Source organism: Photobacterium sp. TY1-4 (assembly GCF_025398175.1).
In the GTDB taxonomy this organism is placed as follows: Bacteria; Pseudomonadota; Gammaproteobacteria; order Enterobacterales; family Vibrionaceae; genus Photobacterium.
Genome location: NZ_CP099735.1, coordinates 615,332 through 632,593, shown reverse-complemented (window position 1 = coordinate 632,593; position 17,262 = coordinate 615,332). Strand labels below are relative to the sequence as shown.

Here is a 17,262-nt window from a genome sequence, read left to right as displayed (position 1 = left end):
CAGCGCTTTGGCTAAGGGAAAAGAGAGACGTTCAGAGGTTTGTGATCAGGGCGGGCGTGAGGGATCGCTTCATCCGGCCCAGGAAAGTGTTTATTACGAACAGCAGCTCTATCCGCAGAGCCCGATTTACAATGTCGGCAGCTATCAGGTGATCACCCAAGCCGTGGATATTGATCGCATGCGTCGTGCCTGGACGATTTTATACCGTGAGCTGGATGTACTGAGAATGCAGTTGGTCGCCAATGAGCCCGGAGCGCCGAGACAGTCGGTGCTTCCCCCGATGGCTGAAGCGAGTGAGATGATGTTTTTCGATTTCAGTGCTCAGACAGATCCTGAGCAAGCCGCGCAACTTTGGATTGAGCAACAATTTGACCAGCTCTTTTCCCTCGAGCACGGCCATGCGCATCAGGTGAGTTTGCTTCAACTGGCGGATGATATCTTCTGGTTGGCCTTTCGTTTTCACCATCTGTTTATGGATGGGTTAGGGGTATACCGCTTATATGAACGATGGCACCAAGTTTATACGTCACTGGGGCATCAGACGGATTGTCCCTGGCTGAAGGGACACCCTCAATTTCTGCCGCAGGCGCAACAAGCCCGTGATTATATATCTTCACGTCGTTACCAGAGCGACCAGACTTATTGGCAACAGTTTTTGGCTGATCAGACGCCGACCCGGCTGCCGCGTTACTATGATCAGGATGGCAGCGATGAGTACAGCATGCCGCTTTCTGAGTCACTTTGTTCGCAGTTGGAAAACTATTGCGCCAGGCACCGGGTGAGTATTCTGGCAGTGATGACGGCTGTCAGTAGCCGCTATTTTGCTGCAACCCTGGATCAGCCGCAGCTGATGTTGGCGACTGCGGTCCACGGTCGCAGCGGGAAGCAGGCGCAACAAGTGATTGGCATGTTGTCGAATGTCATTCCGGTCGGTGTGACGGTGTCACCAGATATGCCGTTTGCTGAGTTTGTCGTGGCGATTAGCCAGCAGTTGGGCCAGAGCTTCCGCCATAGCCGTTTTCCGGTCAGCCATTTTGCCCGTTTGACGGAGACGCCCCGGGGACAGCTCTCAGATATCCATGTCCTCTATGAAAAATTCTCTGAACTCGCGCCGGCAGATTACCCGTACGGCGCTGGTCCTGCGTATGAAATTGTCCCGCGAAGCAGCCGGTTTGACCCGCAACCGTTGCAGATCCGTCTGCTCGACTATGAAACCAACGCAGCGTTCACCCTGCGCCTGAGCTATGCCCGGGCGTATTTCTCCCGATCGGAGATCCAGGCACTTGCGGCACGCTGGATGTCCATGCTGACATTTGTGCTTAACGATGATGCACATCAGGATTCACACCTGAATAAGAAACTGAATGAGAACCGGGTGTCACTGACCCTGGCTGAGCTCCCGGTGACGATCCAGTCAGATCTGGATGATGAATGGGGCCAGATAAGTGAAACTGTGTTCCCTCAGTCTCAAACACTGGTCGCGAAGTTTGAACATCAGGCCCGATATTTTGCGGATCATCCGGCCGTGCATTTTCAGGATACGAGCCTGACTTACGCCGAGCTCAATCAGCGGGCCAACCAACTGGCCAGAGCGATTCAGGCCCGCTACCAGGCAAGGTTTGGTCAGCCCTTACCGCCGGATACGCTGGTCGGCTTGTATCACCGCCGGGGGATCGACATGGTGGTCAGCATCCTTGCGGTCCTGAAAGCCGGTGGCGCCTATGTCCCGATCGACCCGCAGTCGCCGCCTGAGCGTTGCCGCTTTATTCTTGAAGATACACAGGCCCCACTGATCGTGACGGAGCAGTCGCTGACGGAGCAATTGACACAATTGGCCTCGGCACTGGCAATGCCGCCGGAAACGATAACGGCGGATGACCGAACTGCACTGGCTGCGCAATGCGACATCAATTTGCCGCAGTCGGGGCTGGCAAGCGATCTCGCTTATGTCATCTATACCTCAGGAACCACCGGAGCGCCGAAAGGGGTGCTGCAAACCCAGCAGAATGTACTGCGGTTGTTTGATGCTTCACAGACAGCCTTTGCCTTTGATGCCGATGATGTTTGGGTAATGTATCACGCGTACAGTTTTGACTTCAGCGTGTGGGAGCTGTGGGGCGCACTATTGCATGGCGGGGCACTGGTGATCCCGTCCGCAGATGAAGTTCGCGATATGGCGTTGTTTTCTGCCTTGTGTCGCCGCTACCGGGTCAGCGTGCTGAATCAGACACCGGCGGCATTTTATTCTCTGGCGGCAGAGCTGCTGGAGAAAGATCAGTGCTGGCCAGAATTGCGTTACGTGATTTTCGGTGGCGACAAACTTAATCTGGCTCAGCTCAGCCCTTGGTGGGCGCGGCATGGAGATCAGCAGCCGCAGCTGATCAATATGTACGGGATCACCGAAACCACGGTGCATGTTACCTTTAAGCGTCTGCATCAGGGTATGGCCAACAGCGGCTCCTATATTGGCCGACCGTTGGCGGATATGCGCGGTTATGTGTTAGATCGTCATTTACAGCCGGTGCCGACCGGGACTGCCGGAGAGCTGTATGTCGGCGGTGCGGGGCTGGCCCGGGGCTATCTCAACCGACCGGAGTTGACCGAAGAGCGCTTTGTGCCGCATCCCTGTCCGTCAGCGATGGAACAAGCGCAGGGATGGGATCGACTCTATCGCAGCGGCGATCTGGTGCGTCGGTTGCCTGATGGTGAGCTGGAATATCTGGGCCGCAACGATTTTCAGGTGAAGATCCGGGGTTATCGGATTGAGTTGGGGGAGATCGAAGCGGCGATACTGGCGCATGGGTCGATCAAGCAAGCGGTCGTGATTGATCGCGAACATCAGGGGCACAAATTTCTCGCCGCTTACCTGATCGCCGAGTCCGGGAAAACGATTCCGCTTGATCATCTTCAGGCGGAACTCGCTGATCGTCTGCCGGAGTATATGGTGCCAGCAAGCTATACCGAGTTGGACAGCCTGCCGTTGACCCATCACGGGAAGCTGGATCGCGCTCGTCTGCCGGAGCCGGTGTTGACGGAAACCCAGGGCTACGTCGGGCCACGCTCGGCTTTGGAGGCCGTGTTGTGTGATGCCTGGCAGCAGGCTCTGGGACTGGCTCAGGTTGGGATCCAAGATAACTTTTTCCGTATTGGCGGGGACTCGATTATCGCCATTGAACTGGTCTCCAGAATGCGGCGGGCCGGGGTCAGCGCGCAGGTGAAAGATATTTTTGCGGCACCGACAGTGGCTCAGCTGGCCCATCGGCTGGATAACTGCCGCGATCAGGCGATTGATGCCGAGCAGGGATTACTGACTGGCGAATTGGGTCTGTTGCCGATTCAACAGCAGTTTTTCGCGATGAAGTTGGCGGTCCCGGAATATTGGAATCAGGCATTCATGGTGGAAATTCCACCGGAGATCACGCCGCATCAACTCGATGCAGCGTTGTCAGCCCTGGTTGCCCAGCACGACATGCTACGTTGTCGCTTCCGGATCGCGCCGGACGGATCAGTGAGCCAGTATTACGCCCCTTCAAATGCGATTCCGGTTGCGCTTGAAACGCTGGACGTGGGGTTGATGGATGAGGCGGAGCTGGAAGCTTGGCTCAGCCAGCGTCAAAGCGGTTTTGATCTTGAGGCGGGGCCGTTATGGCGTGTGGTGCGTCTGAACGACGCGACCCGCACACGGCTGTGGTTTGCATTCCATCACCTGATTATCGATGTCGTGTCCTGGCGGATCCTGGCCGATGATCTGCGCTTCGTGCTCAACGGCGGTCAGCTTGGCCGGAAAACCAGCAGTTATCGTCAGTGGCAGCAGGCGGTTGGCCAGTATGCGTCGCGTCATGTACAGGAAGTTGAATATTGGCGAACGGTCATGGCCGATCATATCGTGGGATCAGGCTACGACACTTTGACTGCGACGCAGCCTTTCCGGGAGCGGCAAACCGGGCAACTCATGTTGTCAGAAGCGCAGACGGACTTGTTACTCCGGGAAGCAAATCAAGGTTTTGATACTGAAATCAATGATCTCTTGCTCACTGCCTTGGTGGTTGCACTGAGCCAGGTGTTTCACGAACCGGTCCATCATGTGACACTGGAATCCCATGGTCGGGAGCTGGATGTTGCGTCGTTGGATGTCAGTAAAACGGTGGGTTGGTTTACCAGTCTGTATCCGGTCCGTCTGGAGGCGGATGATGATCTGGCAACCACCATTCGTCGGACGAAGCAGATCCTGCAAGCGGTCCCGAACAAGGGGATCGGTTTCGGGGCCTTGGCGGGACTGCTGGGCGATATATCCTTGCCGAAGGTATGCTTCAATTATTTTGGTCAGTTGAACCCCGCTGTTGAGGAAGGCGGCACATCGCTGTGGTCGATTCTTACCGAGCAGTGTGGCCGGACCCGCGCGGCAGAAAATCAGGTGGCAACAGGGCTGGAGCTGAATGGCGCTGTACGGCATGGCCGACTCATGTTTCAGATTGATTCACAGCTGACATCTGTACAACATCAGGCATTTGTCCGTCAGTTTGAAGATGCCCTGCTAGCGGTGATTGACAGGGCCTGTTTTGAATTACGTCACGGTGACCATCCCCCTCAGGCTCCCGTTGCTTATCACCCGCCGGGGAACCGATTCTGGTATTTCCAGCGTACCCGTGAGCTGGAGCGCTGGGGGCCTTGCGTCATGTTTAAGTTCCAGGATCTGCAGAACCACGCATTTACCGTACAGCAAGCCATGGACGCCGTTGTTGGGTTGCACGAAGGGCTGCGGATCAACCTGGTGCAGCATTTCGACCAAGCACAGCAATCCGACCTAGTACAGAAATCCGGTTTAGCACCGCAGTCCGGCGATTGGCTTGAGCAGATTTGCCCGGTGGATGTATTTGATTGCGTGTCGGTTGTGGATTGCTCTGCCATGTCTGATGCAGATGTTGAGCAGCAACTGGCGCAGTTCAGGCAGAGTATTGCTTTTGATCAGGCGCTGTTCCGATGTTTCTACTGCGACTTCGGGGCGTCGCAACCGGATCGTCTATATATGGCGATCCACCACCTGGTGATGGATCGTTACTCCCTGGGGATTTTCTTCCGGGATTTCCTGACGGCGCTGACCCAGTCGCAACAGGGGCAATTGCCACAACTGACACGAACCGGGGCGAGTTTCCGGGAATGGCAGCAAGAGTGCCAGTCTTGGTTACAGAGCGACGAAGCCCGGATCAATGCCCGCTTCTGGACTCAACAATTGCAGCAGCCAGTGTCTCCGTTGCCGACGGACCAGCCTTTTGATCATCTACGCAACAGCATCGGCTCCCGGCGGGAAATTTCGCTGCGCATGGGGGCCGAGCTGAGCCAGTCCCTGAAGGGCGTGGCAAGTGATACCGGGGTGCATGCCTACGATTTGGTGATGGCAGCGCTGGTGCAGACTTTGTCGGCCTGGTGTGGTGGTGGTGCGATGTGCTTTGAAGAAGTGCTGGTCGGTCGGGAGCAGAGCGCGCTGGATTTGTCCGGTACGGTTGGCTGGTTGAATGATTATGTACCGGTGATTGTCAGCCCGGCAAACGACAAGCGGGGATTGGCCTTGGTCCAGGCCGTTCGCGATGAGATTCAGGCGTGCAAGCAACACAGCCGGGGCTTCAGTGATTTGAAGTTTCGGACCGCGCCGGTCGCAGCATCTGAAGATTTCTCGGCATTACCGGCACCGGAAATTGATATCAACTTTATTCCCGAGTCGATGTCGTTGGGTGAGGAACATTTCAGCCATCCGCTGCTGCGACTGACGCGCTATGAAGCGATGGTGGGCGAGTCACGTGAGGCCATTCATAAACTCTCGTGTACCGTGAGCTACGAACAGGGCGATATGACTATGACCTGGGAATATGGCGACCGGATCTATCAGCGCCAAACCGTTGAGATGTTGGCCGAGCGCTGTCGTGCAGCGCTCTTGGTCCTTGTACACGATATCCGCGCTGTTGATCCGGCGGCTGCGATCATGAACGCGACTGTTGAATAAAATCGCCAATCGCCTGATATGTCTGCTGGCAGGCTTCCGGCACCAGTGTTTCCAGATTCAGGTAGGCGTGGACCATGGTTTCCTGATGCAAGTGCCGGCTGGGTGTGCCGGCACGCTGTAACCGGAAATGGTAGTGCAGGCCGTCGTCCTTAATGGGACAAAAACCGGCGGTGATGATCAACGTTTCCGGGTGGGCGGGGGGGATATCGCCATACAGCGGGGAGACTGACTCCCGGCATTCCCGGTGCTGGAGATACTGGCGGAAGTACCATTCAATTTTGTTTGTCTCCAGCACATAGCCTGCGTGGTTCTCCCGCAGTGAATCAGCCGTCAGGGTGTAATCCAGGCTCGGATAAATCAGGACCAGCTTGTCGACGCTGGGGGGCTGATCTGCCAAGGACGACTCGTGATCCAGTCGCGATGTTTGCGAGTTGAGTGACTGGACGACGGTTGCGGCCAGTGCGCCACCGGCTGAATCACCGGCCAGCGTCAGGCTGCGGCGATAGCGGATCTGGTTCTGATCCAGGGTTGGAAACAGCTGGCGAAGACTGAGGATGGCATCGTCAACTCCGGCCGGGTAAGGGTGCTCGGGGGCAAGGCGGTAATCAATACTTACGACAATGGCCTGGCTGTGATGGGCCAGCTTTCGACAGATTGGATCGTACACCGCGATGTTCCCGCACATATGTCCGCCGCCGTGATAAAACAGCACGACAGGCAATTCGGTTTCCGGAGCCGGGTGATAGATCCGACACGGGATAGGGCTCTGATGGATGGTACCGTCAATGACCCGGGCGATGTCGGGGGCGTGGGTAACAAACTGTGCGGTGATCCCCGCGAGTCCCTGGCGGGCGAGCGCCGGGGTCGGGGATATACCGGCTTGCTCGGATTGGCGCAACAGGGTATTGAACTGTTCAAGCCAGGTTCGGAGTGCTGGCGGAGGCGTGGCCATCGTAAATTCCTTTTTTTCGAATCGATTCAATCTCCGGGACCCGCTTGATGAGATAGTCTTTAAAATTGGCACAGCGGGCAGGCATATATTTACGCGGTTTAAAGTATAAGTTGAGTTCGAACTCGCTACTGACGTAATTTTTCAGCACCGGTACCAGGTGGCCCCGGGCGATGTCTTTACTGATCAGGCTGACCGGCAGGTAAGCGACCCCGCCGCTGGCCAGGGCGATGTTTTTCAGGATCTCGCTGTCATCGGCTTCAACGGTCTGAGAAATTTCTACCGACGTACACTCACCATTCAGTTCAAAAATCCAGCGATTACCGCCGACCAGCGTACTGGCGTACAAACAGAGGTGCTGTTTGAGGTCGTCCGGGATTTTCGGCTCCCCAAACTGTTCGATATAAGCCGGAGAGCAACAGGCCATCAACGGCTCGCGCAGCAGGGATCGCTTCACCAGCAGGCTGTCTTTGTCCTGAAATCCGCGATAGGTGGCATTGGCCCGAATGGCAAAATCCACCTCATGGACATGGTCGACTTCAAAGGCAGTCTCCAGCACCACAAAGTTAATGGACGGGTGTTCGGTCAGGTATTCACCGATGATAGGACTGAGGTAATGCTTGGCAAACAAGGGCGTACTGGCCAGGCGGATAGTGCCGCGATCTTCACTGCTCATGTTCTGAACTTCATTGAAGATGTCATCAATTTCGCTGTGGATGCGGGTAAATCGATCATAGAGGCGCTGACCGGCCTGGGTCGGACTGATTTTTCGGGTCGTCCGCTTGAGCAGGCTGACGCCCATGCTCTCTTCCAGTTCATTGAGCCAACGGCTGGCCGCCGATGCCGAGATCCCATTCTGCTTGGCAGCTTCACTGATCGAGCCCGATCGTACGACATGGATAAAAAAGACAACCTTGTCCAGCATGTTCAATCCTGGTGAATATTTAGTCACCTCCCAGTTATAGCAAACGAGCGTTTGAGAAACCAATGAAATCACTGTGACATCAGAATCTTGCTTATGCTTCGTCCCTAATACGAAAAGGTGATTTGCAACAATGTTGGTAATAATTTTGCATCTTTCATCTAAGATAGGGGGAAATAACTGAGTTAGTGACGAAGAGTGTTTCCCACGCTGTTCACTTTCTGGAAGTCATACCTGATGTAGGTATTAAGGATGAGGGGAAATGATGCTGAAAGATAAAATTTGTGTTGTAACGGGTGGCGCGCAAGGCATTGGGCGTTGCATTGTCGAAACATTTGCAAACCAGGATGCAACCCTGGTGTTTGCCTGTGACATGAACGCGGCGGTGATGGCGGAACTGGAATCGCAATTTGCGAATGTCCGGGCCATTGAGCTGAATGTCTGTGACCGGACGAGCATTGCCAACTTTGTCGAGCAGGTTAAAGCTGAATTCGGCCGCATTGATGTGCTGGTGAACAATGCGGGGATCACCCGGGATAACCTAATCGAAAAAATGACCGAAGAAGAGTGGGATTTGGTGGCGGATGTGAACCTCAAAGGGGTATTCAACATGACGCAGGCTGTCGCGCCACTGATGATGGAGAACGGCGAAGGCTCTATTATTACGATGTCTTCCATTGTCGGGACCGACGGTAATATCGGTCAGAGCAATTATGCCGCGACAAAAGGCGGCGTGATTGCGATGACCAAAGGCTGGTCGAAAGAATTTGCCCGCAAAGGGGCGGCCGTACGGGCAAACTGTATCGCACCCGGGTTTATTGAAACACCGATGACCGCGGATTTGCCGGAGAAAGTGCTTGATTATATGAAAGGAAAAACGGCGTTGAAGCGGATGGGGAAACCCCTGGACATCGCTGAAGGCGCACTGTTCCTTGCCAGTGATCGTTCGGCCTTCATTACCGGTCAGACCCTCAAAATTGATGGCGGGCTGGTGATTTAACGACAGGAAGACTGCTTTCATCGCGATATCGCCAAAGACAAAAGCCACCGACATTTGCCGGTGGCTTTTGTGATTGAAGCAATTTAATTGAGTGGTTGGCAGGTCAGCGTTTTGTCCAGCCAGGTGACTTTGGCTTCTCCCTGGTGCTCCCAATATTCGACATTACGGCCGGTGTATTTGCTGCCGCTGGCGGCAGGGGCAATCAGGGCAATGACCTGTTCGTCTCCCCAGGTCAAGACAGCGCTGTGGGGATCCGTTTGCCCATAGAAGACGGCGGTGAAAGGTTTATCCGCTTCATTGCATTTGAACGCGACCGGTGTGGGGGCTTCCAGCAGGCCGCCAGTAATTTGCAATTCGACAATTCGGGATTTGTACTCGGATTCAACACAGGCTTTTTTGTCATCGGCTTTCCAGCAATCATTGCGCCCTTTGATCCAGCCTCGCTGCATGGCTTTGGCGGTGGCTTGTTCAGCTTGCGGATAATTGGCCATCGCAGCTGGGAACACCTCGGCCATTTGTCGGTCCAGGGCGGCCAGCGCATCATCCTGGCAGATCATCTCTTCGATAGAGCCTGACGCCTGGCTGCAATCAAAGCTAGGGCTTGCGGCCAGCACGGACACAGGCAGTGCTGCCATCAGCACTCCGCTGAACCATCGGGCGGGGAGGGAAAACGCGTTGTTCATTGTCACCTCGTAAATCGGCATTGGATGAATGGCAATAAGTATGGTCGCAGGGGTGGCAGAATGAAAGTGAACCCCGGCGCAAGCTGAGCCGCTGCGGGAGGGCAACGGCTTAGGCTGGGTTATGGGTTATGGGTTATGGGCTGTGGGTTATGGGCTGTGGGTTATGGGTTAACCGCTTTCACGCTGTCACGCACCACCAGGGTCGGCTCCAGTTGAATCACCTGGTTGCTCGTCCGCTTGTTCTGGATTTTATCCAGCAGGGTATCGACGGCTTGCTGGCCCAAACGGTGCTTGGGCTGATGGATGGTGGTCAGGGACGGCGTGATGTATTTTGCCAGTTTGATATCGTCATAGCCGACGATCGACAGATCGTCCGGAACCCGGATCCCTTTTTTGTAGGCGGTGTTGATCACGCCCATCGCCATCATGTCGTTACAGACAAACAGCGCTGTCGGCAGCGGCCCACGCTGAGACAAGGTGTTGAATGCGGCTTCGCCACCCTCGCATTCGAAACTGCCGGCAATGATCCAGTCCGGATTGATCGGCAACCCGGCTTCTTCCATCGCTTGGGTAAAGCCGGACAGGCGTTGCTGGGCGGTAAGCTTATCCAATGGCCCGGTCAGGCAACCGATCTGGGTATGGCCCTGCTCAATCAGGTGCCGGGTCGCCAGGTAGCCGCCGTGATGCGAGTTATCCTGGATTTTATCGCTTGGAAAGTCAGTTGGTCCCCAATCCATAACCACCGTCGGCACCGGCTGGTGGCGGCCGAACAGATCAAATGATTTTTCCTCCACTTCACTGCACATCAGCAGCAGGCCGTCGACCCGCTTTTGTAGCAGGGTATCGAGGTTGGCATGCATCCGTTCGATATCCCCCTCGGTATTACACAGGATCAGGTTATAGCCGTGCTGATAGCAGCGGCGCTCGACGCCCTTGACGACTTCGCCGTAAAAGGGGTTGGTTGAGGTAGTGACCAGCATCCCGAAGGTGCGGGTATGATTGACTTTCAGACTGCGTGCCAAGGCGGAAGGGGCGTAGTTGAGTTCCTCAACCGCCGCCATCACCCGGGCAGAGATGTCTTCACTGACAAAGCGAGTTTTATTCAGTACGTGGCTGACGGTTGAGGTCGAGACCCCGGCCTGTTTTGCCACATCTTTAATTGTCGCCATAATAACTCCCTGAACGCTCTCTTGAATCGGAGCTGCCTGCCATCCGGCCCATTGCTCGGCATCGGGGCAGGCGGTTCAATTAATGTTCCATCAGAAAACGTTCGACTTCACGTCGGTGTGGAATCGAGGTTTGCGCACCCACGCGGGTGACCGAAATGGCAGCGGCGGCGTGGGCAAAGCGAATGGCTTTCTCAAGTGGCATGTTTTCCTGCATCGCGGTGAGCAGGGCACCGTTAAAGGTATCACCGGCAGCTGTGGTATCGCAGGCTTCGACGCGGAACCCCGGTACCTGATAACCCTGGCCTTGGTCGCTGACCCAGACACCTTGGCTGCCGAGGGTGATCATGACTTGTGAGATCCCTTTGGCGTGCAGCGCATCTGCCGCTTGTTGGGCGGAGGCAATATCGGTGACTTGAATGCCGGTCAGCAGCTCAGCTTCGGTTTCGTTCGGGGTGATCAGATCCACCAGTTGCAGCAGTTCATCCGACAGCGCACGGGCCGGCGCCGGGTTCAGGACCACGCGTGTCCCGGATTGCTTCGCAATGCGGGCTGCAGACTCGATGGTTTCGACCGGTGTTTCCAACTGCATCAACAGGGTATCGGCGTGCTGAATCAAGTGCTGGTGCGGGATGAGGCGCTCAGGGGTCAAGTGTGCATTGGCTTCTGCTGAGATACAGATGCTGTTTTCCCCGGTCGTCGCAACCTGGATCATTGCAATACCGGTTGGCGTATCGGCCTCGATCATCACGGCCTCTGTATTCATGCCTTCACGAGCAAAGGTTTCACGCATGTTGTGGCCGAAACTGTCATCACCGACACAGGCGATGAAGGCAATATCCGCACCCAGACGCGCCGTAGCCACGGCTTGGTTCGCGCCTTTTCCTCCCGGGATCACCTGATAGGTATGACCGTGTAACGTTTCGCCCGGACGTGGGAATGAAGCAACTTGCAGGACGTGGTCGGCATTCACACTACCGAGGACAACTAATTTATTCATCGTGAAACCTTTATAATTTTATACTTGCCGTTTTAATCGGGCCAAATTGTATGGGTTAGCCGGGTGCGGGGGCTAAACGATGCAAACTGGCAGGAATCGGGCAGGTCTCCCGGCGGCAACCGGGAGACCTGCCTGTGGATTTTACTGAGTGATCACTTTGAGTGGTACCGGAATGTTGGCCTCAACTTGCTCGCCTTTCAATACCTTATCGGCAGTTTCGACGCCCAGGGCACCAATCAGGTCTGGTTGCTGCGCAATGGTGGCGCCCAGTTTGCCGCGTTTCACTGCTGCAATACCGTCATCGGTGCCGTCGAAGCCGACAATCAGGACGTCTTTACCTGATGCCTGGACTGCGCGCAGGGCACCCAGTGCCATTTCGTCGTTCTGGGCAAAAACGGCCTGGACATCCGGGTTGGCTGCCAGCATGTTTTCCATCACGTTCAGGCCCTTGGTGCGGTCGAAATCCGCCGGCTGGCTGGCCAGCAGGTTTAGTTTGTTGGCTTTCACGGCATTCATGAAGCCCTGGCCGCGCTCACGGGCAGCAGAGGTACCGGCAATGCCTTCCAGTTGGATCACGCGAGCTTTCTCACCGACTTTTTCCATGATGAACTGACCGGCCATTTCACCCCCGGCAACGTTGTCCGAAGCGATGTGGCTGACCACTTTGCCCCGGCTGGCGCCGCGGTCCAGCGTGAGTACCGGGATCCCAGAGCGGTTGGCCATGCGGATTGCATTCGAAACAGCATCCGAATCCGTTGGGTTGATCAGGATGGCTTTGACGCCGCGAACGGTCAGATCTTCAATGTTCGACAGCTCTTTGCTCGGGTCATTTTGCGAGTCCAGCACAATCAGGCTGTAACCCAGCGCCTGCGCTTTGGCCTCCGCGCCTTCTTTCATGGTGACGAAGAACGGGTTATTCAGGGTCGAGACGACCATCGCCAGGGTGTCCTGGGCTGCCGCAGTCGAGCTGAAAGAGGCAGACAGCATGGCAGCAGAGATCAGGGTTGCTAACTTTTTCATTGTGATTTCCTTCTACAGATGTCGGGTAATTGCGGGCCGGGGGAAGCCCGCGTCAGAGGTTTACTTGTTTTTGTTATCGACCATGACCGCCAGCAGAATCACGCTTGCTTTGGCAATCATTTGGTAATAGGACGAGACGTCCAACAGGTTCAGGGCATTATTCAGGAAGCCGATGATCAGGGCGCCAATCAGGGTGCCCATAATCCGGCCTTTACCGCCGGCCAGGCTGGTGCCACCAAGGACAACCGCGGCAATGGCATCCAGCTCGTAGCCCATCCCGGCAGTCGGTTGTGCCGAGGAAAGGCGAGAGGTCACGATAATCCCGGCCAGCGCAGCCAGTAGGCCACAGATGGCGTACACACCAATCTTGACGCGATCGACGTTGATGCCGGACAGGCGCGTGGCCGACTCGTTGCCGCCCAGGGCATAGATGTACCGGCCAAAGCGGGTGTGGTTCAGCAGATACCAAATGGCAGCGAAAACAATCACCATCAGCCAGATTGGCACCGGAACGCCCAGCGCGTAGCCGGTTCCGAACCAGGCAAAGCTGTCAGCTACATCGGTAAAACCGGTTGAAACCGGGCGACCCTCGGTGAACACCATAGTGACACCGCGCAGCAGGGTCATGGTGACCAGCGTGGCAATAAAGGCCTGCACTTTACCTTTGGCAATGATGACGCCACTGATGGCGCCGAGCGCGGCACCGGCCAACAGCGCGGTTGGTACCGCAACCATCACCGGTACTTCCATGCCGATCAGCGTCGCGGCCAATGCGCCCGAGAGGGCCAGAACCGAGCCGACACTGAGGTCAATCCCGGCGGTCAGGATCACCAGGGTCATGCCGACGGCAATAATGGCATTGACTGAGGTCTGGCGCAGAATGTTAAGAATATTGTCAACCGTAAAGAAATTCGGGTTCAGGAATGACACCACGACAATCAGAAACAGCAGCGCAATCAGTGATTTTTGTTCAATGAGCCAGGCTTTGCTGAATCGTTTTTTATTCTCGTTGGTCGGGGATTTGGTCATCGCGTTGGTGCTCATGCTGCTACCTCATTGGTCTGTTTGCCCACCGCACAGGCAAGTAGTTTTTCTTGATCGGCCTCTGAAGCCTTGAATTCGCCGCTGATCCGGCCTTCGTGCATCACCAGGATCCGGTCACTCATGCCGAGGACTTCCGGCATTTCCGAGGACACCAGAATGATGCTCATTCCTTCGGCTTTAAATTGATTGATCAGCTGATAAATCTCTTTTTTCGCACCCACGTCCACGCCGCGGGTCGGCTCGTCGAGGATCAGCACTTTGGGCTTGGTCATCAATCCCTTGGCGATGGCCACTTTCTGCTGATTCCCGCCCGACAGGTTGCCGATGATTTGATCCCGGCTCGGCGTTTTGATGTTGAACAGGCGAATAAAGTCGTCGACCGCGGTCACTTCTTCAGGGTGATTAAGCTGGATCCCGGTTGACAATTGGTCGAGGGCGCAAATCGACATGTTTTCTTTAACGGATAAGCCCAGCACCAGACCGTCGCCTTTGCGATCTTCCGAAATGTAGGCAATCCCGCTGGCCAGGCCTTCTTGCGGTGTGGTTGGGTTGATGGGCTTGCCATTCAACAGCACATCGCCGGATTGACGGGGCAGGGCACCGTAAATGACTTTCATCAGTTCGGTTCGGCCCGCGCCCATCAGGCCGGAAATGCCGAGGATTTCACCGCGATCCAGCGTGAAGCTGACATTGTTCAATCCCGCTCCGTGGAGGTTTTTCACCTCGAGGCAGGTGGTGCCGTGTTGAACCGCAATGCGTGGGTACTGATCGTCGAGTCGACGACCCACCATCATCTCGATCAGGGTGTCTTCATCTGTTTCTGCAACCGCACGTTCTCCGATGAACTTGCCGTCGCGCAGCACCGTAATGTCGTCGCAGATTTCGAAAATCTCTTTCAGACGGTGTGAGATATAGACGATGCCACAGCCTTGATCACGTAACTCGTTGATCACCTTGAACAGGGATTCCGTTTCGGTATCAGTCAGGGCGTCAGTTGGCTCATCCATAATAATGACCTGAGATTCAAAGGAGAGTGCCTTGGCAATCTCAACCATTTGCTGTTCGCCCAGGCTCAGGTCGCCCAATGCCGTTCGGGCGCTGTGCTTCACATTCAGGCGCGTGAGCAGGGCATCGGCATCGCGATACATTTTGCCCCACTGAACCCCGCCGAGGGCATTGGTCGGCTCACGGCCGAGAAAGATATTTTCGGCAATGGTCAGCTCCGGGATCAGGTTCAGCTCCTGGTGGATAATGCTGATCCCGGCTTCCTGAGAATGGCGCGGGCCGTTAAAGCGGACTGGCTTGCCCTGGTAGTGAATCTCACCGGCGTCCATGGCGTAGATACCGGTCAGCGTTTTCATCAGGGTCGACTTACCGGCCCCGTTTTCGCCCATCAGGGCCATGACTTTCCCCGGATAGACATTGAGGCAGGCGTGGTCGAGTGCTTTGACGCCCGGGAATGCTTTTTCAATGCCTTGAAGCGCGAGAATTGGCTGTTTCATGTCATTTCCTTGCAGCTAAGCAAAAATTCGGGTTAGAACACCACGCCGGACTGAAAGATCACGTTGGCGTACGGGGTGCATTCACCGGTGCGGATCACCGCTTTACTGCGGTGGGTCTGTGCTTTGAATGCTTCGTGGGGGATGTAGGTGACAGCGATGTTTTTATCGGTTTTCCGCGCTTCTTCATCGATCAGCGTCAGCAGCGCCTGGTGGTGTGTCGGGCTGACTTCGGCAAATTCCTCTGCCATGACGACGCCTTCAATTTGCATTTCGCTCAGAACCGCCCGGATGGTGTCCATGAAACTTGGAACACCCGGGATCAGTGCCAAATCAATGCGCTGGGTATCCCCGGGAATTGGCAGCCCGGCATCGCAGATGGTCACTTCATCCGTGTGGCCGAGTGTTGCAATCAGATGGGACAAATCGGCATTAATCAGAGCGCTTTTTTTCATCGTGGCACCTTCATCAGTCGTGTCATGCAAATCCGTGGAATTGGTCTCGCGTGACGACAGTTGTTGTTTTTATGAACATCGAAACGTTTACGCAAACGTTTCGATGGCTGAAATGTAGATCGAAACGTTTCGATGATCATCGTTTTCTCATACAAAATGTGACGTGAATCAGAACTCAAACGGAAATCTTGCGCAAAAGGAGGGAGGGATCACATACCACAGCCGTATAGCCGAAAAATGACGAGCGCCAGAGAAATGTCATTTAATGTAAATTCTGGCGGAGACGTTTGGTTGGAAGCAAAAAAAACCTTATCATCATGTCTTTGGCTTTATTTGTCTGAAGAATGATTCCCGGCTATGGTATTTCCTGACCTGAACATGCTCCCCGTGCTGTGGGCCACTGCGCCTGCACTGGTGATGTGTCTGATGATTGGACTGAAACAACGAAAAGCCTGGATGGCAAGGCTCTCCCTGATCGGACTGACTTTCGCACTGATCTTGCTGATCGGGGCAGTCTATCTGGACTACCAGTCGTTTGAAGATTGTCTGTTACCCAAACCAGAATACGATATTTTTCTCGATGACTGCATTTCCCTGCATTAGCACAGGGTCGCGATAATCACCTGGGTTGAGGCAAAGTATGCCGTGACCGGTTGGCCCGGGACGAGGGGCGGGCTCTCTTTCCCCCGATAGTCAATTAACGCGCAAATCTCATCATATTCATCCAGTTTGACCAGCACTTCTGCGGAATTCTGATCTTCCCGAATGCTTTCTACCTTACCTTGCACCCTATTATCCCAAGTCGGATCTTCCGGGGGAATATCATTGAGCGGATGGGGGCGGATGTGAACGGCTGGTCCTTTGACGAGCGCAATGACATCTTTCCCTTCGGCTAATTCCAGCCGTCGGGTGCTGCCTTGCGTGATGGTCGCACAAATCTGTTGGCCGCCTTTCAAAACCAGCCAGACTTTATCGTGCAGGCTGTGGCGCTTAATCTGGCTGATGGTGCCAAAGAGCTGGTTTCGGGCGCTGGTTTGAAGCGAAAACTTGGTCATTACCCCCAAAAGGCTGTGGAGCGGTGCACCCGGATCGTTCAAGGCTTTCAGACCCATATTTTGGATGGTATCGAGCAGGTCATACATTTGCACTAACCGGTGTCCAAAGTCGGTTACCTCAGCACCACCGCCCCCTTTCCCGCCTTTTTCGCTGGCGATCACCGGCGTTGCGGCCCGTGTATTCATATCTTTGATGGCGTCATAAGCGGCTTTGTAGCTGATGCCGGCAAGCTTGGCGCCCTGGCTGATTGAACCGGTTTGCTGAATAGCTTTCAGCAGAGCGATTCGGCGTGGATTGGCAAAAATTTTGCCGTTTTCAGAAAGCGTCAGCAGGGCATCAAAATCCATGGGGTACCAGCGTGTGTTTGATCGGGGCCTTGATTGATTATAACAGCGAACTGTTTGATTTGAATGTAGAAATGTTTGTACGGATGATGCGGTATATTGCTTCGAATATTATGCGATTGGTGG

The 17,262-nt window shown here is 55.1% G+C and carries 13 protein-coding genes; 3 read left to right on the top strand and 10 right to left on the bottom strand.

Annotated elements, in window-relative coordinates; all coding sequences use genetic code 11:
- Window positions 1-7 precede the first annotated feature (7 nt).
- Window positions 8-5,998, top strand: coding sequence for a non-ribosomal peptide synthetase (locus NH461_RS19590; RefSeq protein WP_261604273.1), 5,991 nt, complete (start codon window positions 8-10; stop codon window positions 5,996-5,998).
- Here the strand turns inward: NH461_RS19590 and NH461_RS19585 are convergent.
- Window positions 5,976-6,950, bottom strand: coding sequence for an alpha/beta hydrolase (locus NH461_RS19585; RefSeq protein ID WP_261604272.1), 975 nt, complete (start codon window positions 6,948-6,950; stop codon window positions 5,976-5,978). The genes NH461_RS19590 and NH461_RS19585 overlap by 23 nt on opposite strands.
- Entirely contained in the window at window positions 6,913-7,872 is a 960-nt protein-coding gene (locus NH461_RS19580; protein WP_261604271.1) for a LysR family transcriptional regulator, read from the bottom strand. The genes NH461_RS19585 and NH461_RS19580 overlap by 38 nt, the downstream gene beginning before the upstream one ends.
- Before the next feature lie 262 nt (window positions 7,873-8,134).
- Between NH461_RS19580 and fabG the strand changes: the two genes are divergently transcribed.
- The gene (fabG, locus tag NH461_RS19575) at window positions 8,135-8,869 is read left to right on the top strand and encodes a 3-oxoacyl-ACP reductase FabG (RefSeq protein WP_261604593.1); all 735 of its coding nucleotides are present in this window, start codon (window positions 8,135-8,137) and stop codon (window positions 8,867-8,869) included.
- A gap of 83 nt (window positions 8,870-8,952) precedes the next feature.
- Here the strand turns inward: fabG and NH461_RS19570 are convergent, their stop codons facing one another.
- From NH461_RS19570 to rbsD, 7 genes are all read right to left on the bottom strand, one after another.
- Entirely contained in the window at window positions 8,953-9,504 is a 552-nt protein-coding gene (locus NH461_RS19570) for an MliC family protein (RefSeq protein ID WP_261604270.1), read from the bottom strand.
- Window positions 9,505-9,713: 209 nt separating this feature from the next.
- Window positions 9,714-10,721, bottom strand: coding sequence for a substrate-binding domain-containing protein (locus tag NH461_RS19565; protein WP_261604269.1), 1,008 nt, complete (start codon window positions 10,719-10,721; stop codon window positions 9,714-9,716).
- 79 nt (window positions 10,722-10,800) lie between these two features.
- Window positions 10,801-11,718 (bottom strand): ribokinase, encoded by a 918-nt coding sequence (rbsK, locus tag NH461_RS19560; protein WP_261604268.1) that lies wholly within the window; start codon window positions 11,716-11,718, stop codon window positions 10,801-10,803.
- 141 nt (window positions 11,719-11,859) lie between these two features.
- The gene (gene rbsB, locus NH461_RS19555) at window positions 11,860-12,738 is read right to left on the bottom strand and encodes a ribose ABC transporter substrate-binding protein RbsB (RefSeq protein ID WP_261604267.1); all 879 of its coding nucleotides are present in this window, start codon (window positions 12,736-12,738) and stop codon (window positions 11,860-11,862) included.
- A 60-nt stretch (window positions 12,739-12,798) separates the two neighbouring features.
- Window positions 12,799-13,782, bottom strand: a complete 984-nt coding sequence (gene rbsC, locus NH461_RS19550) for a ribose ABC transporter permease (protein ID WP_261604266.1) — start codon at window positions 13,780-13,782, stop codon at window positions 12,799-12,801.
- A complete protein-coding gene (rbsA, locus tag NH461_RS19545) occupies window positions 13,779-15,284 on the bottom strand; it encodes a ribose ABC transporter ATP-binding protein RbsA (RefSeq protein WP_261604265.1) in 1,506 nt (501 codons plus the stop codon). Before rbsA ends, rbsC begins: the two co-directional genes overlap by 4 nt.
- Window positions 15,285-15,316: 32 nt before the next feature.
- Window positions 15,317-15,736, bottom strand: coding sequence for a D-ribose pyranase (gene rbsD, locus NH461_RS19540; RefSeq protein ID WP_261604264.1), 420 nt, complete (start codon window positions 15,734-15,736; stop codon window positions 15,317-15,319).
- A gap of 357 nt (window positions 15,737-16,093) precedes the next feature.
- On the opposite strand from rbsD, the gene NH461_RS19535 reads away from it, so the two are divergent.
- On the top strand, window positions 16,094-16,339 hold the full coding sequence (locus NH461_RS19535; protein ID WP_261604263.1) for a hypothetical protein: 246 nt from the start codon (window positions 16,094-16,096) through the stop codon (window positions 16,337-16,339).
- On the opposite strand, the gene NH461_RS19530 is transcribed toward NH461_RS19535, so the two are convergent.
- On the bottom strand, window positions 16,336-17,139 hold the full coding sequence (locus NH461_RS19530; protein WP_261604262.1) for a TOBE domain-containing protein: 804 nt from the start codon (window positions 17,137-17,139) through the stop codon (window positions 16,336-16,338). The two genes, NH461_RS19535 and NH461_RS19530, sit on opposite strands and share 4 nt — an antisense overlap.
- Window positions 17,140-17,262 lie beyond the last annotated feature (123 nt).

Coding starts and splice junctions, on each gene's coding strand:
- NH461_RS19585 (WP_261604272.1), bottom strand. CDS start 6,950: ATGGCCACGCCTCCGCCAGCACTCCGAACCTGGCTTGAACAGTTCAAT.
- NH461_RS19580 (WP_261604271.1), bottom strand. CDS start 7,872: ATGCTGGACAAGGTTGTCTTTTTTATCCATGTCGTACGATCGGGCTCG.
- fabG (WP_261604593.1), top strand. CDS start 8,135: ATGCTGAAAGATAAAATTTGTGTTGTAACGGGTGGCGCGCAAGGCATT.
- NH461_RS19570 (WP_261604270.1), bottom strand. CDS start 9,504: ATGGCAGCACTGCCTGTGTCCGTGCTGGCCGCAAGCCCTAGCTTTGAT.
- NH461_RS19565 (WP_261604269.1), bottom strand. CDS start 10,721: ATGGCGACAATTAAAGATGTGGCAAAACAGGCCGGGGTCTCGACCTCA.
- rbsK (WP_261604268.1), bottom strand. CDS start 11,718: ATGAATAAATTAGTTGTCCTCGGTAGTGTGAATGCCGACCACGTCCTG.
- rbsB (WP_261604267.1), bottom strand. CDS start 12,738: ATGAAAAAGTTAGCAACCCTGATCTCTGCTGCCATGCTGTCTGCCTCT.
- rbsC (WP_261604266.1), bottom strand. CDS start 13,782: ATGAGCACCAACGCGATGACCAAATCCCCGACCAACGAGAATAAAAAA.
- rbsA (WP_261604265.1), bottom strand. CDS start 15,284: ATGAAACAGCCAATTCTCGCGCTTCAAGGCATTGAAAAAGCATTCCCG.
- rbsD (WP_261604264.1), bottom strand. CDS start 15,736: ATGAAAAAAAGCGCTCTGATTAATGCCGATTTGTCCCATCTGATTGCA.
- NH461_RS19535 (WP_261604263.1), top strand. CDS start 16,094: ATGGTATTTCCTGACCTGAACATGCTCCCCGTGCTGTGGGCCACTGCG.
- NH461_RS19530 (WP_261604262.1), bottom strand. CDS start 17,139: ATGGATTTTGATGCCCTGCTGACGCTTTCTGAAAACGGCAAAATTTTT.